Here is a 22,728-nt window from a genome sequence, read left to right as displayed (position 1 = left end):
AGCGGGCGGCTATGGTAGGTGAGTGACGTTGCTCAACGGCGCATGCGGCGCAGGCTCGTCAAGGAGGTTTCAATGACGGCAGCTGGCGTGGACATCGAGACGTTGAGTAGACGGTTGTATGAGAGGCTTTCCCACGTCATCGACCCGGAGATTGGCCGGTCGGTCACCGATTTGGGTATGATTGCAGGCATTGACATCACCCCCCAAGAGCGCGACGGACACTTCGATGTCACCGTACACGTGGAACTTACTGTGCCGGGCTGCCCCCTGTCGGCAACCATCGCCGAACAGATCAAGCAGGCTGTGGCATCGTGCGCCGACGCCGAGCTGACGCCCCACATCGAAGTCGGCTCGATGGAACAGGACAAACTCGAACGGCTCGTAGCAGATCTCAAAGCCGAGCGGCGGCAGAACCCTTTCAACAAGCCAGGAGTCAAGACCCGCATCTTCGCCATCGCATCTGGCAAAGGGGGAGTGGGCAAATCGTCCGTGAGTTCCAATCTGGCGGCCACGTTCGCGGCGCTTGGGTACAGTACCGCAGCCATCGATGCCGACATCTACGGGTTCTCGCTGCCCAAGCTGTTCGGAGTGCACTCCCAGCCCACCAATGTCAACGGTATGCTCATGCCGGTGAGCGCTTGGGGGGTCAAGCTTATCTCCATCGGTATGTTCGCCGGTGCCGATCGTGCGATTTTGTGGCGCGGTCCGCGGCTGCAGCGCTCGCTTGAACAGTTCCTCTCCGACGTGTGGTGGGGTGAGCCTGACGTGCTGCTTCTTGATTTGGCCCCGGGCACTGGCGACATGGCCATCTCGGTGGCTCAAGCCTTGCCTAACGCTGAGCTAGTGGTGGTCACCACTCCGCAGCCGAGCGCTTCGGATGTAGCGGTGCGCAGTGGTCTGGTGGCTTTGCAGGTGCCTATGAAGGTACGCGGCGTGGTGGAAAACATGAGCTACTTCGACCATGCCGGGGAACGGTTGCGTCTGTTCGGCCAGGGGGGCGGCGAACGGGTGAGTGCTCAGCTGACCTCCGCACTGGGGTATGATGTGCCGCTGATGGCCACGTTGCCGCTCGAACCTGAGCTGCGCGAGAGCGGTGAGGCCGGCCGCCCTGCAGTGTTGAACGAGGACGGCTCCTTGGCTGCGAGCCCGCTGGCGGATGCATTCCGAGACTTGGCTCAAGGGCTGATGCGAGGTGCGCATGAAGCATGATCATGATGATTCGCGCGGCCGCGACGGAGCGGCGTCACCGTCAGACGAGACTGCTGGCGACGTTGATAACACGACAGCCAATGCAGTTTATGGCACTGCAGCCGGTACAGACAAGACCGGTACAGACAATGGCACCGTTGCCGGCTCAGACAAGACGAACTCTGACATGCGGGCTCTTAGTGACGAGCAAATAGCCAGTGTGGGTGTGCTTGCACAAGACAATGTGTATATGAAACAATCCAAGTGGAAGACGTTCCGAGAGTTGCCGTTGCGAGACAAGTGGCCGTTCTTTGTTCAGCATTTTCTGCTTGGTGTGGTGGCTGTTCTGGTGGTGCTCGCGCTGGTGATCTCGTACATCGTCACGCTTGTCACCAAGGCGCCAGACCCGTACTTGAGCGTGGAAGCACTCAACATGCACGAGTATTCCAGCCAGCTCACGCGCATACGCTCCGGCTTCCTGAGGCATGAAAACATCGATGACGAGCGGCTGGTCGGCATCAATGCTGATCTCAATGTCAGCGTCGGCTCAAGTGAACGCAAAGAGGACGATGGAGCTGACGGCAACAGCGTTGATGATTCCGCCAAGATTCTGGTGCAGGTGACCGCAGGGCAGATTAACGCCTTCGTATCCACGAGACAACAATTTCCGCAATTGCAGCAGCGTGGCTATACGTCGAAGCTTGAAGATGGACTGTCTGCCGCGCAGATGAAGCACTTGGCAAATATCGGGGCGTTACTGGACTCGAACGGTGCCTCGGTGGCGGATCCGTCGCAGGCGTATGGTCTTGACCTTTCCAAGTCCTCGGTGTGGAAAGGCGAATCGGGATTGCCGAGTGACGCCGTCCTTGCTTTGGCAAACTTGGAAAGCGGTACGAAATATGTACGGGACTTTGTGAATTACCTTGACTTCCACTGATGCTGCCGGTGTGAGGCGCGGCTGGTTAATGTCTGGTTAACGGTTGTGCCACGCGTCGCCCGGCCGTCAGTCCGGCGTTGCGCTATGGTTAGGCATAGCCAACAAACGCAAGGGGGCGGTATGCAGCGGTTCGCGGTTGGGTATGAGTTCATCGCACGTATCATCATGATGGTTGCAGTGGTGCACGTGGCCTTCGTGGCCTACACATTGTTGGGGTTGGGCGTGCTTGGAGTGTTTCCCTCCATTGCTGCGGCATGCACGGTGTATCGTACTTGGATTCTTGACGTGGACGACCGATCGTGGACGATTAAACAGACATGGACCGTCTTCCACCGTGCATGGAAATCCGAATTTGTGTCCGCAAACTTGTTTGGTTGGCCTCAATTCCTGGTATGGGCGTTGCTGATATGGGATTACTGGCTGACCATGCGCAACGACATGGGAACCGCTGGACTGGCCGTTTCTGGCGTATTGCTGGTGCTGAACGTGTTCTATGGCCTGTTCGTGTTTCTCAGCTGGCCGGTACGTTCGAACTTCGAAGAGCGGCCGATGTGGATCATTAAATACTCACTGTCGATGGTGATTGCGAGACCGTTGAACAGCGTCATGGTGGTGTTGCTGCTGTTCATTGTGGTATGGGCATACTGGCAGTGGCCGGGACTGATGGCGGCGTTCGGTGTGGCCGTGCCGCTGTTTGCCGACATGATGGCCGTCTATTCCTGGGGGCGTTTGCCGGGTATGGATGTACATGTACTTGAGCCGCGTGAGGAGAAGCGGAAACGTGCCGAGCGGCGTGCTCAAGCGCGCAAGGATCGGGTGAGTCGCCGGCGTTGAATGCTGCATGGGTTGCGGTGAAGCTCAGCTCAAGCGCAGTTGGCAATACTGTGGTAACGCATGTTGTTAACTTGTCGGTTATGGATACTGGAAGAAGAATATGACTGCAATGGCTAGGATTCTGCATTATAAGTTAACAAGTTAATGAGCAAAGTTGACATCAACCGGTTAACTTGTTATTTCTTATCTCATCATCAACCGTTCGTCAGCGAGGCTGCTCGGTGGCGGCTGGTGATATCACGAAAAGGAGAGTGTAAATGACACAAGGAAGTGCATGGAAGAAATTCGCGGCAGCCGGTGCCTTGGTAGCCATGCTGATGCCGCTTGCGGCATGCGGTTCGGATTCCAGCGACAATGCCACTGACAAAGACGGCAAGCCGATCGTAAAGCTCATGATCACCCGCTATTCCACCGACACGCCTATGACCAAGATGAAGTGGGTCAAGGATGTTGAAGCCGCATGCGACTGCCACATTCAGTGGGACGATCTTGCGGATTCTTCGTGGAGCCAGCAGAAGAGCGCCAAGCTCGCCTCCGGAGACATCGCGGACGCATCAATCTTTGCATTCGATCCGGGAGACGCCACAAAGTATGACTATTTCGATGACCTCAACGCCAACATGGACAAGATGCCCAACGTCAAGAAGTTCTTCACCCAGAACGAGACCGCTGAAAAGATGGTGAAAGACAAGGACGGCCACGTCTATGTGCTGCCGACCGATCGTGGCGAGAGCTACCGGGTCTCCACCAACCACTTCCTCATCAACAAGAAGTGGCTCGACAAGCTCGGTCTGCAAATGCCCAAGACCTGGGACGAACTGACACAGGTGCTCACCGCGTTCAAGAACGACGATCCGAACGGCAACGGCAAGGCCGATGAGATTCCGTTCAACATGCGCAAGCTCGATACCGATGGATTCAAGCTGTGGAACCCGTTCGTGTTCCTCAACTCCACCGGCATCACGACCAGCTTTGCTGGCACCTCACCCTCGCTGCAGGGCTACTATGTCAAGAACGGCAAGGTCGATAGCTTCCTGACCACGCCGGAATACAAGTCGGTCATCAACTATCTCCACTCGCTCATGGAACAGGGCCTGGTTCCCAAGGACGCCATGACCCGTGATGACGCAGCCACCACAGCGGCCACCACCGGTGACGGCAAGACGGCCAAGTCCGGTTTGATTGTGGGCTGGTCGAAGACCGACTTCGAGAAGCTCAAGGATGAATACGTGCCCATGCCGGTGCCTAAGGACACCGCCAGCAGGCCCGACTCCGAGGTGACCTGGGACTACTCGCAGGATCTGACCGAACTGAGCAACCATGGCATCGCCGTCAACAAGAACGCGAAGAACAAGGATGCCATCTACAAGGTCATCAACGCTCTGTACAGCCCCAAGATTTCCGTGGCCCAGTACTACGGCGACATTCCCGACTATGTCGAGCAGAAGAGCGACAACGAATTCCGCATGAAGGACGGCTGCTATGACGGCAAGCTGCAGTGCGCGGCCGTGGCCGACCGGTTTGCCGGTTGGATCCCCGACAGCGTAAAGGTCGAGAATGACCAGACCGCTGATGCGTTGCACGAGGCAGATGTGCCGTACCAGCAGAACTTCGCCAACGTCGATCCGGTCAAGGATGTCATGCCCGCTTACGTGCGTATCGATACCGAAGAGGATCAGACCACTCTGGGCAACAACAACACCGCCATTCTGAGCTATGCTCTGGAGCAGACCGCCAAGTGGATTCAGAAGGGCGGCGTGGACCAGGAATGGGATGCGTACGTCAAGAAGCTTGAAGATCCGAGCCTGGGACTCAAGAAGAATATCGATATCTGGCAAAAGTATTACGACCAGTACACCAAGGCCGAAGCCGGAAAGTAAGTCTTCGGTCCGACGAGTGGCCCCACCTCGAACGGTGAAGTGGGGCCACTCTTGCCGGTGCAGCTCTTACTGTGCCGGAGGGCGGCGCACCATCGCAGGTGGGCTGTTCCATGAATATGTCATATACGCGCGAACAGTGAAGGAGTTGTGCATGAGAGGGGAAAAGAGTGTACCCCACGAGAATCAGCCACACGGGTGGAGTGGCATCGTTTGGTCGCTAAAACGGTACTGGCAGCTGTGGCTGTTGGCAATCCCGGCGGTATTCTTCGTGGCGTTGTTCGCGTATGTGCCGATGTGGGGCATTCAACTGGCGTTCCGCAAATTCGAGCCGAGCAAAGGCATAACCGGCGGTGACTGGGTTGGTTTGGATTACTTCAAACAGTTCTTTGCCTCGCCGATGTTCGTCAACATCATGAAGAATACGGTGACCATCAGCCTGTGGACACTGCTCATGGGGTTCATTGCCCCGATCATCCTGGCGTTGCTCATCAATCAGATCGGCAGCAGCAGAGTCAAGGGCTTCGTGCAAACCATCACCTACATGCCCCACTTCATCTCCACAGTGGTGATTGTGGCCATGATCAACATCTTCCTGACACCTGGCACCGGTCTGCTCGGCAAATTCCTCGGCGAGACCAGTTTGCTCGGCGAACCGCAATGGTTCAGCACCATCTATTGGGTTTCGGAGGTCTGGCAGCACGTCGGGTGGAACTGCATCATCTACCTTGCGGCCCTTTCCTCAGTGGATACCTCGCTCTACGAAGCGGCGAAGATCGACGGCGCAGGCAGACTTCAGCTCATCCGGTATGTGGACATACCGACCATCATGCCTACCGTAGGCGTACTGCTCATCATGAATATGGGTTCCGTGCTTTCCGTTGGCTTCGAGAAGGTATACCTCATGCAGAATGCGTTGAACGCCTCGGCCTCCGAGGTCATCTCCACGTACACCTACAAAATCGGTATTCTGGGTAGCCAGTTCTCCTATTCCACGGCCATCGGCCTGTTCAACACCATCGTCAACTTCTTCTTCCTCATCATCGCGAATTATGTGTCGAAGAAGGTTTCGAACACGAGCATCTTCTAAGGAGGCATCATGGCAGATACACAGATGCAAGCCGACAGCCACGAAGCCGTGGCCCAAGCGCACGACGCCACTGCTCTGGCTGTCAAGGTCAACGGCGGAGACGTTCCGTTCAACACAAAGATGAAGCAGCGCAAAAGCGTCTCCGACTGGATCATCGACATCATCATCTGGGTGATCATCGCACTGGTGGTCATCGCTGTGCTCTACCCGCTCTGGTTCGTGGTCATCGCTTCGGTATCGGATCCCAAGATGGTAGCCAGCGGTCAACTGAGCCTTCTGCCCAAAGGGCTGACGTTCAAAGGGTATGAGACCATCTTCAAGGATTCGCGCATCTGGAACGGGTATGCGAACACCATCCTGTACTCGGTGGTGGGCACACTGCTGAACATGGTGGTCACCATTCCCGTGGCCTTTGCTTTCTCCCGGCCGGAGTTCAGGGCTCGTCGCGTGCTCATGTTCCTGTTCACCTTCACCATGTTCTTCGGCGGAGGCCTCATTCCCAGCTACCTGCTCTACAAGCAGCTCGGCATCCTCAACAGCGCATGGGTGTTCATCCTGCCTGGCGCGGTGAGCGTGTACAACGTCATCATCGCACGCTCATTCTTCGACTCCTCGATCCCGGAGGAGCTCTACGACGCGGCGCAACTCGACGGCATGAGCTACATCGGCTACTTCCTGCGCATCGTCATCCCGCTCAGCTCGGCCATCATCGCCGTCATCGCGCTGTACTACTTTGTTGGGCACTGGAACGACTACTTCACCGGTCTGGTCTACATCACCGACATGAAGAAGTGGCCATTGCAGAATGTGCTCCAGCAGATTCTGCTGGCCAACCAGACGCAGACCAACGTGGCGTCCCTTGGGGCGCAGCAGGCGCAGGAAGCCGCCGAACAGATCAAGTACGGCATTATCATCGTCTCGACGCTGCCGCTGCTGGTGGTCTACCCGTTCCTGCAGAAGTACTTCAACAAGGGTGTCATGATCGGTGCCGTCAAGGGCTGATATCATACTGTCTCCGAATACAAGGGGGTAATCGTGGTCACGTTGCAGGAAATCGGCGACAGCCTTGGTATTTCCAAAGCTACCGTGTCGCTCGTTTTGAGTGGCAAGGATCGGGGTCGTGTCAACGCCCAGACCGCCGACAAAGTGCGCCAGGCAGCCCGTTCCATGGGGTATGAGCTGCGTGGCGCCGGAGCCGGAGCGCGGGGGAGAAGAACCCGCGTGCTCGGATTCATCAGCGACCACATCGCCACCACCCCGTACGCGGGCAGGCTTATCCTCGGAGCTCAGGAGGCGGCCCGGCAGCAGGGATACATCCTCGTCGCCGTCAACACGGACGGCGACGACCGGCTGCGCGCCTCGGAGATACAGGCGCTCAAGGAATACGGCGTGGATGGCTTCCTGTACGCCAGCGTGTACAACCAGGTCATCCACTTGCCGCAAAGCCTGCGCAACGAGCGTGTGGTGGTGGTCGATGCCACGGACGCCAGCGGTCAGGTAGCCTCCATCATTCCCGACGAACGTTTCATCGGCCGCATCGCCACCCGTCGCCTCATCGAGGCAGGGTGCAAGCGCATCGCCTTCATCGGCTCGTTCGGGCCCATGCAGGCGCAGCGCGGCCGGCTCGCCGGGTATTGCGGAGAATTGACCAGGCACCGCCGAGCGGTGGATGATGCGCTCATCGTCAATGTGGAGATGGGTGAGGACGGCATGGAGAAGGTCGACAAGCTCTTTGAAGATCGTCACCCTGACGGGTTTTTCTGCTTCAACGACGCTCGGGCATGGTACGTGTACGGTGCCGCGATGCGCCGTGGTCTTACCGTAGGCGAGGATATATCCGTAGTAGGCGTCGACAACCACCAAGTGGTTGCTGAAATGATGGCACCATCCCTGACCACCATCGAGCTGCCGCATTACGAGATGGGGTATTGGGCCGCGCTCAAGCTCATCTCCCTGCTCGAGCGCCGGCGGCTGGACGATGTCAAGCTACGCCCCACCACGGCCCCCATACCATCGTTCGACAGGATTCACGCGCAGGTCGAATGCGCTCTGATAGAAAAGGAATCGGTCGTAGGTCATTCATGAGTGTACGCGCCACCGGTTCGTCGGAAGGCACGCATATCCATGTTCAACATTTTCGTCCTGTCACCGTGTGGCAGGTAGCCGTACACGGCACATATCACCAAAGGAGTTCCATAGTGTCACTCAGCTCACAGGCAGAACACATTGCATTCGACGCCCGATTCCATACCCAAGTGGAGGTTTTTCTCGAACGCGAGGGGAACGGTGAAGCGTCTGTCACTCTTTGCGAGGATGGCTCGATTGAGCGCAAAGAGGCAATGAAACCACAGAACTACCGCCAACATCTGGTGCTGCCCCTCGAGCAAGGTCATCAGTACCGGCTTGCCGTGCATGGGGGACGGGTGAGTCTGGCATATTGCTCCGGTGGAGAAGACCTGCTGGAACGGGGTATTCGCTACATTGTGCCTGACATAGATGAGACAGCGCGGTTCTCCGGGCATTTCAAGCCAGCCGCTCATTGGATGAACGATCCGAACGGACTGTGTCGCTTCCAAGGCCGTTACCATCTGTTCTATCAATACAACCCCTACGGTTGGGATTGGGACAACATGCATTGGGGGCATGCCGTCAGCCGTGACCTCGTGCATTGGGTGGACTTGCCGATTGTGCTGTTCCCGCAGCCCAGCCTTCACGAAGACATCACGCTGACCGGTGGCGCGTTCTCCGGATCGGCCATCACAGTGGACGAGAGCGGCAAACCCTGCTTAGACGGCGACAATGCAGCCGCCATCAGGTTCTACTTGACTCGGCATATGGCGCGTAAGGGAGATGACAGCTCGGTCGAGCAGGTGCAGACCACCGCCATCAGCTACGACGGCATCACCATCGAAAGCGAGCACACGGTCATCACCCGTCCTAACGAGTCCTTCGGCCTTGATTTCCGAGACCCGAAGATCGACATGGGGGTAGCTGACCCGACCTACAACGGTGCCGATGGCGACGCACTGCCGTTGATCGTGCTGGCCACGAATCTTCCGGACGACGGCGACGGAGCGCGGCCCGGGAATCCGGGTGCCGTCAACCCGGACGATGCGCCGCAGGACGGGGAGAAGCTGGGCTGGTATACACGCGATTCGTCGCTGGGACGGGAACGTGCCGTGCTCACGCAGATCCCCGACGCCAGGCGCGTGCCCTCCATCGTCGCGTTTCAGGCCGACGGCACTGACTTGGGTCAGGCGCATTGGCGGTGCCTAGGGCCGGTTGTCAAAGACTTCCGGCATGCCGTCGCCAACACGTACGAGTGCCCCGACATCTTTGCGTTGGACGGCTCGATATGTGTGGCCGGTGCCCTGATGCAATACCGTGACGATCATGGCCGCTTCCAGCCGGTACGCTGGTATGTCGGCGATATCGCCGATGCGAGCAAGCCACGGCTCGACGTTCGCTCCAGCGGTTGGTGTGATTTCGGCTCCGGCTACTATGCCGTCCAGTCCTTCCGCGACCGCGGCGGCCGCCGCATCGCCATGGGCTGGCTAGCCGACTGGTTCGGCGCGCGCAAGGCCAGTGCCATGGGCGTCAACGGTGCCATGTCGCTGCCCCGCGAACTGCATATCCGAGACGGTGTGCTCACCGGCTATCCGGTGCGAGAAGTGTTCGATCATCTGGTCGGTTCCGCCGAATTCGAACGTCGTCTGAGCGAACCTGGGCAGTGGGAGGACGGCATCGGAAACGCTCCGTGCTACATCGATGTCACGCTCGAGGATGACAGCGACTTCAGCATCGTGCTGGCACAAAGCGGCAACGGCTCCTCGGCTCGAGTGGAACGCGTCGGCGGCGTGGTGCGTCTGGCCACTGAGGGAATGTCCGCGGACAAAGCCGATCTGGCCTCGAGCGAACGTGGTGTGCGCCGTGTGGAGGTGTTCCGCGACGGCGACATCGTGGAGGTGTTCCTTGACGGTGGTCGCAGCGCGGGAACCCTGATCATGGACGCTCACGCGGTGTGCACGTCCTCGGGAATCCAGGCTTCGATGGGGGCGGGCACCGTGCGTGTGCACCCGTTCGCCGGAAGATGACGCGTGGGCGAGCTAAGGAGCGATGCAGGTATGGCCGGAAAACCGAGAGTCCACAAAGCCGTGGTGGCGCTATCGACGGTGATTGCCTTGGCTGTCGCCGTGGCGCTGGTGTGGGTGTCCGGGCTGGTGCCCGGCTTTGCTCGAGGCAAGACCGGTGCGGGACAAGATGGGGATGCAGTGGAGAACAGTTTGGCCAGCAGCCAGTTCAGGCAGAAGTATCACTTCTATAACCCGGCCGGTTTCATGAACGATGTGCAGACCATATGGAAGGGGCGCGACGGCCGCTACCATTTCATGTACCTGCAGAATTCCCAGTTCAAGCATGATGGTGACGGCACGGAATGGGCGCACGTCACCACCGATGATTTCGTGCACTACCGCCACGAGGGCATCGCCATCGCCAAACACGTCGGGGGGTGGGATGATATGGCCACCGGTTCGATTGTGCGCAATGAGGGCAAGTTCTTTGCCGATCTTGACGAACATGCTCTGGTGGCGTACTTCACGAGTTACATGCCTGCCGGCCAGCAGCAGTTCGTCGCCTATTCCACCGATGAGGGCAAGACGTTTAAGCCGTACGCCAAGGAGCCGGTGCTCAAGGCCCCCGATGCCAGCGCCAACTTCCGAGACCCATATGTCACCATCGATCCGGAAGCGCACAGGCTGACGATGTACTTGGCGGCCGGTGACCGGGTGAGCACCTATACCAGTGATGACGGCCTGAGCTTCGACCATGCCGGAGACACCATGATCGACGCCGATACGCTGGAAGACGGCACGGATTTGGGGCTGATCGAATGCCCGAACGTGAAAACACTGACGGACCCGGACACGGGGGAGCGCAAAACGGTGCTGTTCTTTGGAGCCAACGGTTACAACCATTCTCAACCGACCGGCACGTATTATATGGTCGGACATCTTGACCAAGATGCGGTGTTCGTCCCCGAGCAGCAGCCCAAACGCATGGACGACGGTTCGGACTACTATGGCGCCAACTTCATGCAGCAGGACGACCGGACGGTGACATCGCTGGCGTGGATGGGCAACTGGGATTACACCAACAAGAGTCTGGAAGACGATCACGGCACCGCCTACAATCTCGGTTCGCTGAGCCTGGCTCATCAGCTGCGATTGGCAGGGCATGCCGGGGACTACTCGCTTTCCGGCAGTTTCATCGAGCCCAAAGCGCTCTATGGGAAAGCCGAGACAGGCAAGGCGCGGCTCGGCCAAGCGCAGGGGCAAGGAGACAGTCAGGGCAACGGGCAGGGCAAAGATGGCAAATCGTTTACCAAGGAATGTTCCTCTTACCAACGCATGCGCTTTGAACTGACTCCTGAATCCGGTGGAACGGGGGTGAACGGGCATACGAGTGTGACGCTCAAACAGCAGGATTCGAGTGTCACCATTGACTATGACGCCGATACTGGGCAATATACGGTGGCCCGTACCACGACACGGTTCACCGATGCCCAAGGTGCCAACCACTACAGTAAGAAGTATGCATCGGTGCCCAGTGGTGTGCCCGCCGGCGGCAAGGCGGTGTTGAACATATTGGAGGATCAGAGCAGTGTGGAACTGTGGTTCGAGGGCGGCGGCCGTACCTACACGCTTGCCAAGTTCTCGACGGATACCAGGACTCAGGTCACGGTGTCGGCGACCCGCCCCACTTCGTTGCGCTATAGCTTTCAAGATGTAGGTTCCATCTGACGATATATCCATGTATATCAATGGCTCATTGATCCGCAGCATCTGAAATGTACCCACTTTCCGTCAGCCGCACTGTGAGCGGGTACATTTCGGACACTGAACAGTGTGTTTTTGACCGAAGTGTACCCATTTTCTTGGAGCTGGTGGGAACGTGGGTACAATTCGGTCGTGTTGTGACTTATTGTTGGCCGAAATGTACGCACCCGCGGCGTGCGATGGCGATTGTGGGCACGTTTCGGTCATGAAATGGTGTCGTATTGACCGTATCGTACGCATTTTATGTGAGTAGTGGCCGAGATGGGTACAGTTCGCTCATAAATGAGTGTTATGCGCAAGAAGAAACGGATAGATTGCGTAAACGCGAGAAATGCCTGCTTTCAGCTGGGAAAGCAGGCATTTACCGTTGTGTTTTTAGCGTGGTGCTTGGTAGGTGCTTATTTGATGCGATTCTGCCTCTTTTTGAGCAGGTGGCTGATGGTGATGAGTACTCCAGCCAGGAGTATCCCGCCTGCGATCAGTCCCAACGCGGTGAGCGTGGTACCGGTGAACGGTAGGGCCTTGACTGCCCGGTGGTAGATGACGGTTACCTCCTGGGTGCGTGGCGCTGTGGTCGGGTCGCCAGGCACGGTGGGGGTTCCCGGAGTGAATCTGGGATCGTCATGGGTGATGATGTCGATGGAATCCACGGTGCGTGGGCTGGTGGTGTAGTCGGTCATTGTGGTATCCACGGCAGGCATGGACACCTGGCCCGCTGTAGTGACTAGAGCGGGGTCGGTTTTGGTCTTGTCGAGAACCCAGTTGTATTTCAACGTGGGTTGTCCGGCATAGCCGGGGTAGTCGTTGGTGAACTGATCCTGGCTCCAGTACACGGTCTGGATGGTATCGGGTTTGGCTTGGCTGCCGTCTGCGTACTGGTGGTGGACGGTGCGTGTGGTGGTTTTGTCGGCGTAGTGGATTTGCCGGTTGTTTTTCATGTACACATATTCGACCTGGTCCGTGTTGTCGTCAGTGTCGTAGGTGGTGTCCAATGTGAAGCTGATGGTCAGTTTCGGTCCGACCGGTTGGCCTTGCTTGATGCCGTCGGTGGTGGCAAACACCCAGTCGGAGCTGCCGACGCTCATGGTGCGGTCTAGGGTTCCGGTGGCAGGGCTGTTGGACGGGCCGGTGAAGGTCTGGCTGTAGGCGGCTACTTCTCCCATGCATCCGTTGAAGTTGGGGTCGGTTTTGTCTTTGATGCAGGCGCCGTCCAGTACGGTGGGCGTGTGGTCGTTATCGAATTTGAGGAAGACAACCTTCAACTTCTGCGGGTTGCCGGTGTAGGTGACGGTGACAATGGTGCTGCGGCTGCCGCTGCCGTCCGGATTGGCGGTGGGGAAGTTGGTCGCTGCGTTGGAGGGGCTTCCGGTGGCGGCGTTGTTGCCGTCATGGTCGAACCCGGCAATGGCCGGCACGTTCTTGGTGTCAGGAGTGTAGCCGGCGATTGCGGGCGTGGCAATCGCGGGAAAATCGTCCTTCAGTGTGGTGGTGTCGCCGTTTTTGGACCAGTTGCGGTATGATTTCTTGTTGCCGTGATCAACGTTTACGATGACTTTGCGCTGCCATGTGGTGGATTGTGTTTGGTCGGTACTGGCTTCGCGCCCGTCGCTGTACCGGTATTTGACGGTGCGGCTGGTGGTTTTGGTGTCGATGGTGTAGGGGTTGGCCTGCAGGTACAGGTAGGCTTCTACTCCGCCGGCGGGGGTGTGAACCAGATTGAGGTGGTAATGCCAGGCGCCGGTGCCGTCGCTGATGGGTTTGTTGTTGCTATCTTTGATGTCCTGCACCCCGTCGAGCTGGTCGCTCCAGCCTGCAGCGTGGTCGTCGCCGTTGTATTTTACGGTCTGGCTGATGGTATCGCCGGCGGCTTCGTCGGTGAGATGGGTGAATGATTGGCTGCCGGTTTCAGTGCCGTCATTGGGCTGCCATGTGGTGCCGCTGGCAGGCTTCGCATCGCATGGCTTGCCTGACTGCTCGTCTCCGGGGTTGGTGTAGCAGGGCACACGCACGGTATGCACGGTGATGGTTTGTGGATCGGGAGTGTAGGTGACCGTGACGGTGTCGGTGTAGGTATGGTCGGCGTGTTCGTAGGCGCTCAGGTCCGGTGCGCCGGGTGCTGCACTTTGGCTGGCGGTATAGCCGGGAATGGCGGGGGCTGTTATCTGCATGCCGGTGCTGGTAGGGTCGACGGCCCATCCGGCGTCGTCGCTGATCGCGCCGGTGGTCGGGGTCTGCTTGAACGTCCTAGTCTGCTTGTCGGTCAGGGTCTGGTCGGGTTTGGCTGTGGTGCCGTTAGCATACTGGAATTTGACGATGCGGTTATGGATGTGGGTGACGATGCGCGTGGGGATGTCCGCATACCAGACGTAGTAGTTGGTAGCGCCTCCGTTGGCATCATAGGTGACGTTGATGCTGAACGTGCCATTCGCGTTGGAGGTGATGCCCGGTGACGTGTTGGTCACGTATCCGCCGGCTGGCAGGGTCCATCGCAATTGTCCTGCGAGTTGGGTTCCTGCATTGCCTTGGTATGCTTCCAACATGGCGGTATTTTCGATGGCATTGGCGGCGTTGCTGGTGTCGCGGTTGTTGTAGTTCATCCAATGCACGTAGACGGTGGATATCTTTGGTGCTGGCGGCGGGGTCGGTGCCGGTGCCGGCGTCACATCGGGTAGCGTCAAGGTGCCACCGGCACCCACGCCGAACGGGTAGTAACCGTGGCATGGTGCGGTTGGGCTATTCATGTCGACGTTCCTGTCCGGAGCGATGGTGAGCTTGGCACTGTTGTTGCCGTTGAACGTAACGCGCTGGGTAAGTGACCGGTTGCTGATGGCTGCTCCATGGTAGAACTCCAGAGCTGCTTGGTCATCCGAGGCCTGACCGTTACCGGAAACGATACCGCTGGCACGGGTACTGGCGAGAATCTGCGCGTCGGTGAGCGATAAATCCGACGGTTTGATGCTCACCGCGACGTATTGTGAGCCGACGTAAGAGGTGCTGATGCAGGCGGCACTGTAGGACAGGTTGTTTGCACACTGTATTGTTTGTTGTGCAGTGGTAGCGCCCGAGTTCGCTACCGGCAGTGCGATTGTTTTACCGTATTTCAAACTTCCAGAGAGGCTGGAATTACCGGAATATACCATTTTGGGCGCCGAGTTGCCTGTGCCTGTGTATGCAACCGGGTAGACGCCCATGTCCACAGTGATGGATGGATTGCTGATGCCCTGTTTGCTGCCGATATGGTACAGGCGAATCACGTTGTGCGGAGCCGGTTCGCCTACGGTCTGTGTGCGACCGCTGGATTGTTGCAAAGTGGTGAGAGTCTGCGTAGCAGTGCCGTAGCCGGTGCCGCCTTTATCGCCGAATAGCTCATGTTGCAGGATGTCGCTTACGGAGAATGCTGGATTACTGCGGCTGTTGAGCACGAAGTTATCATAGTCGATGCTGTTCAGAATGCCGATCGAGGAGCTGATTCCTTGCGGAGCTATGGTACCTGCCGAATCAGCGCCTAGTGTGCCCGCTGTTGCGGGGGGGGGGCAATATTCGATGTTTGCTGAGTCTCCGTGCTGGAATCTGAGCCAACGCCGGTGTCGTTTCCTGCGGCAAACGCAGTGGCCGCAGTGCCAGTGAACACAGCCACGGCCGCCACAAGCACGGCTATGGGACGAGTGCGGTGATACTGCTTGGCTGTGCCGTTGCTCTGTAGCTTGTGTCGCGACTGCGTGAAGAGGGACATATGATGCACCTGTGTTTCTCGATACGGCACCGCGGGGCGCCGTCGCAGCCCCGCAGCATGTTCTGGTTGTAGGCGTAGCTTCCGTGAACAGCAAAGCATACTGTATAATAGACTACAATTATGTGTGGATTTTATGCACGTACTGTGGATACGTAAGGCGCGGCACCGATTCGCGGGACTTATATTCGTATATATCAGTATCTGCCGCTGTCTAGCCGACAACGCGTACTGTTTCTAAGCCGTCAGTCGCGGTTCCTTGATGCGCAGCACCAATTTGCGTGCTTCCGAAGCCACAGCGACGAACAGTGAAAGTCCCAGGCACTCCAGCCAGTCGAGTGCGCTCAGCGGTGTGGTGCCGAACGCTGTGTTGAGCGCAGGCGTGTAGATCACCGCCACCTGCAGCAGGGTGGAGATGCCGATGGCGGCCCACAGCCAGTGATTCGAGAACAGGCCTGTGAACATGCTTTGTTTGTGAGAGCGCGAGGCAAGCGCATTGACCATCTGTGCAAAGACGAGGATGGTGAAGCCCATGGTACGTGCTTCGGTCATCTGGAATTCATGACTGCCGCCAAGAGAACGATCGGTGAACAGGCCGCCGGGCAGGTGCAGATCCATACCGATAAGGGTGACGGCTGCCATGACAATGCCAGTGAAGATGATGTCCCCCCACATCGTCTTGTCGATGACGCTGCTGCCGTTCTTGCGAGGAGGCTGATCCATAAGATTCTCGCTCGACGGATCCACACCCATCGCCAGCGCCGGAGCTGCGTCGGTGAGCAGGTTGATCCAGAGTAGTTGTGTGGCCAGCAAGGGCACCGTCACACCTGTGGAACCGGGTTGGGTGATACCGAGGAACCCGGAGAGCACCACGCCGCCGAATACGGTGAACACCTCGCCCATATTGGAACTGAGCAGGTAGCGCAGGAACTTCTTGATGTTCTCGAAAATACCGCGTCCCTCACGCACAGCGGCCACGATAGTGGAGAAGTTGTCGTCCGCCAGAATCATCTTGGCGGCTTCCTTCGTCACTTCGGTGCCGGTAACTCCCATTGCCACGCCGATATCCGCCGCTTTGACCGCTGGGGCGTCGTTCACGCCGTCTCCGGTCATGGCCACGATGTTGCCTTGGCGTTGCAGAGAGCGCACTATCGTGAGTTTGTGTTCGGGGGCAACGCGTGCGTAAACGCTTACTGAAGCCGTGGCCGCGTCGATGGCCTCCTCGTCATCGCCCAAACGCTCGAGGTCGTCTCCGGTCATGGTCACCTTGCCGGCAGACTGAGCTGTAACGCTTTCGCCTTCGCTGCTGTGAGCCTCACCGTTATCGGCTGCATCGTTATCGGTGGGTTTGCGCTCGCCGTCCGCTTCGATGATGCCGAGGTCGGCGGCGATGCGCTCTGCGGTGAGCGGATGGTCGCCGGTGATCATCACCGTGCGGATGCCTGCCGCATGCGCTTCGGCTACGCTTGGAGCCACCTGCGTGCGCGGAGGGTCGATGATGCCCACCATACCGGCCCAAATGAGATGCTTCTCTATCGCCTCACCTTGCTCGCTGATATCAGATGCATCGCCCTGCTCGTTCGTGGCAATGCCATCAACGTCGCTGATGTTGGAGACTTCCAGTGGACGGTAGGCCTGGCCGAGTGTGCGGTAGGCCTGAGAGGAGAGACGCTCTACCTGACTCAACACAGTTCTGCGGTCTTTGCTGGTGAGGGGCCTTACCGTATTGCCTTCAAGGATGCGGTCACAATACTCCAAAAGCACATCGGGCGCGCCCTTGGCGAAGACGGACAGGAGCCCGTCGCTGGCCATGTCGCGTGCGATGACGGACATGCGTTTGCGTTCGGAGGTAAACGGTATCTCCGCCACACGTTCAAAATCGCCATACAGCTTGTCTGTGCCGGTTTTGCGAGCTGCCACAATGACGGACACCTCGGTGGGATCGCCCACTGCCTGCCCTTCGCTCAGATCGCCGTCATTGGCCAAGAGACCGGCTCCCAAGGTCGCCGTTACCTCATGCATCACATGTTCAGGTATGGTTTTCGGACTGGAGGAGGCAGAAACATCGGATTCCGCTTGGTCGGATTGCAATGGCAGCACTTCGACCAGACTCATTTCGCCTGCTGCGGCATATCCGGTGCCGCTCAGCTGCACCTCGCCGCTGGTGGTGACCACTCGTTCCACCGTCATTTCGTTGCGCGTCAATGTGCCGGTTTTATCCGAGCAGATCATCGATGCCGAACCGAGCGTCTCGACGCTGGACAGTTTCTTGACGATGGCTTTGTGCTGAGCCATGCGCTGCACGCCGAGCGCCAATACCACGGTAAGGATGGCAGTCAGTCCTTCGGGCACAGCCGCAACGGCAAGCGAGACCGCAAGCAGCAGTGAATCGATGACATCGTGCACGTTATGGAATCCTTCCATAAGTGCCAGTGCCGCAATGACCAGCACGGCGATAATGCACACCGACACTCCCAAAATCTTCGAGACTTTCGCCATCTCCTTCTGCAGAGGAGTGGATTCTTCGTCCGCGTTCGCCAACAGGCTCGCGATGTTGCCTACCTGCGTATCCATGCCTGTGCGGGTTACCACGGCCCGGCCTGTGCCTTGGGTCACTGCTGTGCCGTTGAATACCATATTGGTACGGTCGCCGAGAGCTGCGGCACTGTTGAGCGTTGCCGCATTTTTGCTCACCGGTACCGACTCGCCGGTCAGGCTCGCCTCGGCCACACGCAGCGACGCGCAGGAGAGCAGTCTGGCGTCGGCGCTTACGGCATCGCCTTCGGCAAGTGCAAGAATATCTCCCGGTACCAGTTGCGCAGTGTCAACGGTGGTGAGTGCGCCGTCTCGAAGCACTTGGGCCTGTGGTGCGGTCATGCTGGACAGCGCCGCCACTTCACGCTCGGCTTTGGCCTCCTGCAAGTAGCCGAGCACGGCATTGACGATGAGAATCAGCACGATGACGATAGCGTCGAACGGCAGCTTTTCGCCGCCTTGTGCGCCTGGCTGTGCATTTGCGCGTTCGATGAACCATGCCACCACGGAGATGGCTGTTGCAGCCAGCAGCAGGTAGACCAGAGGGTCTCGGAACTGTTGAAGGAATTTTTTCCACTGAGGCACCGGGGGAGCGGATTGCAACGTGTTGGGGCCGAATCGTTGCAGTCGGCGCTCGGCTTCGTCAGAGCTCAGACCGGTCTTGGCATCGACTCCGAGTTCCTGCGTGATGCGTGTTGCGTCAGCGAGGGACGGATCTGTTTTCCAGTCTGTTTCTAAGCGTTCGGAGGAGATTGGCAGTTGATGATTCGTTGAATCACTCATGATGTTCCCATCGATGTGCCGCGGAGTAGTCAGTTCTTGCGTCAGGCTGAAACACAAGCGCCCGAACCGCTCGAACTGCGCGGTTATGGTGCCGGCGGTGCCGGCTGGTAATGCTCAATCATAAAGTGTGGCATGGATGGGAGCATGGTCTCGAGCCGAAGCATGCGTATGCGTCTTTGTGGCGCAGTCAGTCATGCCTGGCTACAGCAGGTCGATAAGCTGATCCACGTGTTCGGCTGTGGTTGCCCAACTAGTGCAGATGCGCATAATGGTGTGCGTATCGCTGTATTTGGTGACAAAATCGAAGTTCACGTTGCGCGATAGACGTTCTATGGTTGGCTGATCCATAACTATGAAAGTCTGGTTCGTGTGGTTCTCGAAAACAATCTGATAGCCTTTGTTTCGCAATGCTTTGCGGATACGGTCGGCCTGTTCGTCAGCGTTCGCGGCGATGCGGGTGTACAGATCGTAGGTGAACAGTGTGTCAAACTGCAGTCCGAGCAGCCAACCCTTGGCAAGCAGCGCGCCATGCTGCTTGATTTGGGTGAGGAAATGGTTCGGGGTGTTGCCTTTGGTGAATACGACCGCCTCGCCGAACAATGCTCCTACTTTGGTGCCGCCGATGTAAAATACGTCCACGATGCTGGCGATATCTTCAAGACTGAGATTGTTGCCTTCTGCCGCTAATGCGTACCCCAAGCGCGCTCCATCCAGAAAGAGCGGCATGTCGTATTTGTGGGCGACCTCCGCAATGGATTCAAGTTCGGCTTTGGTGTAGAGCGTGCCGTATTCGGTGGACTGAGAAACGTAGACGCAGCCGGGGAAGACCATATGGGTGTGGTTGCCGTCGGCGTAGAAATCGGCGCAGAACCGGTCGAGCTCGCGCGCATCCATCTTGCCTTCGTGGCTCGGCACTGTGAGCACCTTGTGACCAGAGAATTCGATGGCTCCGGCCTCGTGCACGTTGACATGTCCGCTGTCGGCCGCCACCACGCCGGCCCATGCGGGAGTGATGCAGTCGATGACGGTCTGGTTGGTCTGTGTACCGCCCACCATGAACCATATGTCAGCGTCCGGGGCATTGCATGTTTTGCGAATCTTCGCTTTGGCTTCGTCACAGTAATGGTCGGAGCCGTAGCCGGGCAGCTGCTCGAAATTGGTCTCTTCGATGCGCTGTAAAATTGCCGGATGCGCGGCCTCGCAGTAGTCGTTGACGAAATTCAGCATGCTATAAGATCGCTCCTCTTGATGTCAGACCGGACAGCCTCAGTCTAACGCAGAGTCTGCGAACCTGGGCCACAAAATTGTTAGTTTCTTCCTGTTCTGCTGAGAATGCGAGCATTATTGCAGCCGCGGCTTCGAGTGCTCCAGCTATCTGGGGGCGGGATCGCCGTTCTCTAGTGCATTAAGCCGTAGCTCAAAAAAGTTGAGGAGAGAAATCGTGTCTAGGATATACTGCGTTTGAAGTCTTTTTAACTCTTCAGCATCCTGAGTATGGGATTGTTCCACAAAGTCCAGTATTGAGGAGACATAATTCTGTGTATATGGTGTTTGGGTATAGGCTGCTTGAAGAAACTGCAAGGCCTCTATGAATACTTCTTCCTGTGACATGGCCGAGTGCTGCTTTCTTGCTAAACCGTGTAGGTGGCGAAGAATACGAATCTTCGCCACCTACAACGGGAGAGTGTTCTATCTCAATCAGTTCCAAACTACCAGATAAGCTACCCCTGTAATTGCATTAGGGACGCAGTAAGCCGCTTTGGCATACCTGTATTGCTGTTTTCTTATTCGTTCGCATTCATTGTATGAATTGAGGACTCTTCTCACTTTACTGTAATCGAGGATTGGTCTTATGTAGCGAGGCCCGATTTGAGCGTCATTGCCTTGCATGGTGCTTATTGACAGAGAATATGAGGAAGTCTCAGCAACTTCGTTGTGTGATGGTGTTATGGTGCCAGCCATTGCTGAAGATGGAGTAGAGAGACATAGTACAGTAGCTATAGCTACGATGAATCCTGTTTTTTTTCACTTCATTATCCTTAATTGGTTGTGAGTTAGATAGCCTAGCAAGAGTAAAGGTAAAACCGTTATCATGAAGGCTGCTATTAAGCATACCAGAAATTATTTATTTGCAAAGCATATAATGCTGGAATTATTCAAATATATGGTGTGCGTTATATGTTGTCTGGTTTTGGTACATCGGAAAGTTCAGTTCTCGCTGGTGATTCCGTTTTCTGATATAGATGCCGTCTTGCCGGTTGTGTGAAGACTCGTAAGACCTTTAAACAACGGCAAGCCTGTCACTCACGCCGTGCTTACTGCAACTAGCAATTTTTAATGCTGCAAAAATGAAAAGGCTGGTGCCTGCTGCAGAGCAGCAGGCACCAGCCAATATGCCGAAATGTGAAGCTTAAGCCTCAGCAGTTGAAGTAGAGCTGATACTCCAGCGGGGTGGGGGCCAGACGCTGCTGATCGATCTCTCCGCGCTTCAGGTCAATCCACGCCTGCAGCAGGTCGGGAGTGAACACATCGCCGGCGGTGAGGAAGTCGTTGTCTTCTTCCAACGCATCCAACGCCTCGCCGAGGGATGCCGGCACGTGCTTCATACCCTGCAGTTCTTCGGGCGGCAGCTCGTAGATGTCCTTGTCAACCGGAGCCGGCGGCTCGATGTGGTTGATCACACCGTCCAGGCCGGCCATGAGCTGAGCGGAGAAGGCCAGGTACGGGTTCGCCGAAGGATCGGGCACGCGGAACTCGATGCGCTTTGCCGAAGGCGAGGTACCGGCGAACGGGATACGGATGGCAGCCGAACGGTTGCGAGCGGAGTACACCAAGTTGGTGGGCGCTTCATATCCGGGCACTAGGCGCTTGTAGGAGTTGAGTGACGGATTGGTGAATGCAAGCACCGAGGAGGCGTGCTTGATGATGCCGCCAATGTACCAACGGGCAATGTCGGACAGTCCGCCGTAGCCGTTCTCGTCGTAGAACAGCGGCTTGCCGTCCTTCCACAAGGACTGGTGGCAGTGCATTCCGGTGCCGTTGTCTCCCGCGATGGGCTTGGGCATGAACGTGACGGCCTTGCCTGCCTCGGCGGCGGTCTCATGCACAATGTACTTGTACTTCATCAGGTCGTCGCCGGCGTGCAGCAGTGTGCTGAAACGGTAGTTGATCTCCTGCTGGCCTGCGCCGCCCACCTCGTGGTGAGAGCGTTCCAACGTCATGCCTGCCTGCTGCAGGTTGGCGACCATGTCGTCGCGCAGATCCTGGTTGTGGTCCTGCGGGGCAGGGGGGAAGTATCCGCCCTTGACCGTGTTCTTGAACCCGATGTTCGGCGTGCCGTCGGTTTCGGTTTCGCGGCCGGTGTTCCATGGGGCTTCGTTGGATTCAATCTGGTAGAAGGAACGGCCCATGGAGTTCTCGTAGCGCACCGAGTCGAAGATGAAAAACTCGGGTTCCGGAGCGAAGCAGGCGGTGTCTGCCACACCAGAGGCCTTGAGATAGGCTTCTGCCTTGGCTGCCACCTGGCGCGGGTCGCGCGAGTAGGGCTCCATGGTTACGGGGGTCACCACGGAATGGGTGACGACGATGGTCTTGTGCTTGCGGAACGGATCGACATAAGCGGTGGAGACGTCTGGCACGAGCTTCATGTCGGAGTCGTCGATGGACTGGAACCCGCGGATGGAGGATCCGTCGAAGGGCTCGCCGTCGGTGAATGCGTTCTCCAGGAACTCGCTTGCGGGAACGGTGAAGTGCTGCTGGCTGCCGACCAGATCGGTAAACCGTACCGAAATGTATTCTGCCCCTTCGGCATTGACGAGGGCCTCGAGATCTTCCTTGGTTTCAAGTGCAGTCAATGGACCGCTCCTTTCCTTGGGTGAGTGAACCAATTACCTACCAGTGTAAAGCGTGGCGTTTCG

15 protein-coding genes are annotated in these 22,728 nt (G+C 57.5%); 9 read left to right on the top strand and 6 right to left on the bottom strand.

The window, feature by feature from the left end; genetic code table 11:
* Positions 1–72 precede the first annotated feature (72 nt).
* The 9 genes from ACSYSO_RS05285 (at position 73) to ACSYSO_RS05245 (ending at position 11,727) form a co-directional block, all read left to right on the top strand.
* Complete coding sequence (locus ACSYSO_RS05285; RefSeq protein ID WP_489760874.1) at positions 73–1,209, top strand: Mrp/NBP35 family ATP-binding protein; 1,137 nt, start codon at positions 73–75, stop codon at positions 1,207–1,209.
* Positions 1,199–2,125: a hypothetical protein gene (locus tag ACSYSO_RS05280; RefSeq protein WP_489760873.1), complete on the top strand. Its 927-nt coding sequence runs from the start codon at positions 1,199–1,201 to the stop codon at positions 2,123–2,125. Before ACSYSO_RS05285 ends, ACSYSO_RS05280 begins: the two co-directional genes overlap by 11 nt.
* A gap of 120 nt (positions 2,126–2,245) precedes the next feature.
* Complete coding sequence (locus tag ACSYSO_RS05275) at positions 2,246–2,959, top strand: YesL family protein (RefSeq protein WP_489760872.1); 714 nt, start codon at positions 2,246–2,248, stop codon at positions 2,957–2,959.
* A 257-nt stretch (positions 2,960–3,216) separates the two neighbouring features.
* Positions 3,217–4,839: an extracellular solute-binding protein gene (locus tag ACSYSO_RS05270; RefSeq protein WP_489798038.1), complete on the top strand. Its 1,623-nt coding sequence runs from the start codon at positions 3,217–3,219 to the stop codon at positions 4,837–4,839.
* 151 nt (positions 4,840–4,990) lie between these two features.
* The gene (locus tag ACSYSO_RS05265; RefSeq protein WP_489798040.1) at positions 4,991–5,926 is read left to right on the top strand and encodes an ABC transporter permease; all 936 of its coding nucleotides are present in this window, start codon (positions 4,991–4,993) and stop codon (positions 5,924–5,926) included.
* Positions 5,927–5,935: 9 nt separating this feature from the next.
* Positions 5,936–6,928 carry a carbohydrate ABC transporter permease gene (locus ACSYSO_RS05260; RefSeq protein WP_489798042.1) on the top strand — a complete coding sequence of 331 codons (993 nt, stop codon included), beginning with the start codon at positions 5,936–5,938 and terminating at the stop codon, positions 6,926–6,928.
* 33 nt (positions 6,929–6,961) lie between these two features.
* Complete coding sequence (locus ACSYSO_RS05255; RefSeq protein WP_491701653.1) at positions 6,962–8,011, top strand: LacI family DNA-binding transcriptional regulator; 1,050 nt, start codon at positions 6,962–6,964, stop codon at positions 8,009–8,011.
* A gap of 113 nt (positions 8,012–8,124) precedes the next feature.
* The gene (locus tag ACSYSO_RS05250) at positions 8,125–10,020 is read left to right on the top strand and encodes a glycoside hydrolase family protein (protein ID WP_489798045.1); all 1,896 of its coding nucleotides are present in this window, start codon (positions 8,125–8,127) and stop codon (positions 10,018–10,020) included.
* 30 nt (positions 10,021–10,050) lie between these two features.
* Positions 10,051–11,727: a glycoside hydrolase family 32 protein gene (locus tag ACSYSO_RS05245; protein ID WP_489798047.1), complete on the top strand. Its 1,677-nt coding sequence runs from the start codon at positions 10,051–10,053 to the stop codon at positions 11,725–11,727.
* Between the two features lie 434 nt (positions 11,728–12,161).
* Here ACSYSO_RS05245 and ACSYSO_RS05240 read toward each other — a convergent pair whose 3' ends face one another.
* The 6 genes from ACSYSO_RS05240 to glnA all read right to left on the bottom strand — a co-directional run bounded on the left by ACSYSO_RS05240 (position 12,162) and on the right by glnA (position 22,665).
* A complete protein-coding gene (locus tag ACSYSO_RS05240) occupies positions 12,162–15,185 on the bottom strand; it encodes a mucin-binding protein (RefSeq protein WP_491701652.1) in 3,024 nt (1,007 codons plus the stop codon).
* An 83-nt stretch (positions 15,186–15,268) separates the two neighbouring features.
* The gene (locus ACSYSO_RS05235; protein WP_491701651.1) at positions 15,269–15,496 is read right to left on the bottom strand and encodes a hypothetical protein; all 228 of its coding nucleotides are present in this window, start codon (positions 15,494–15,496) and stop codon (positions 15,269–15,271) included.
* Positions 15,497–15,730: 234 nt separating this feature from the next.
* Positions 15,731–18,811 carry a cation-translocating P-type ATPase gene (locus ACSYSO_RS05230; RefSeq protein ID WP_491701650.1) on the bottom strand — a complete coding sequence of 1,027 codons (3,081 nt, stop codon included), beginning with the start codon at positions 18,809–18,811 and terminating at the stop codon, positions 15,731–15,733.
* 201 nt (positions 18,812–19,012) lie between these two features.
* Complete coding sequence (locus ACSYSO_RS05225) at positions 19,013–20,038, bottom strand: threonine aldolase family protein (protein ID WP_491701649.1); 1,026 nt, start codon at positions 20,036–20,038, stop codon at positions 19,013–19,015.
* A gap of 144 nt (positions 20,039–20,182) precedes the next feature.
* A complete protein-coding gene (locus ACSYSO_RS05220; protein WP_489798056.1) occupies positions 20,183–20,482 on the bottom strand; it encodes a hypothetical protein in 300 nt (99 codons plus the stop codon).
* Positions 20,483–21,228: 746 nt separating this feature from the next.
* Positions 21,229–22,665, bottom strand: coding sequence for a type I glutamate--ammonia ligase (glnA, locus tag ACSYSO_RS05215; RefSeq protein ID WP_489798059.1), 1,437 nt, complete (start codon positions 22,663–22,665; stop codon positions 21,229–21,231).
* Positions 22,666–22,728: the final 63 nt, after the last annotated feature.

It is taken from the genome of Bifidobacterium sp. ESL1130, from assembly GCF_058507935.1.
This window is presented reverse-complemented; position numbering and strand designations above follow the sequence as displayed.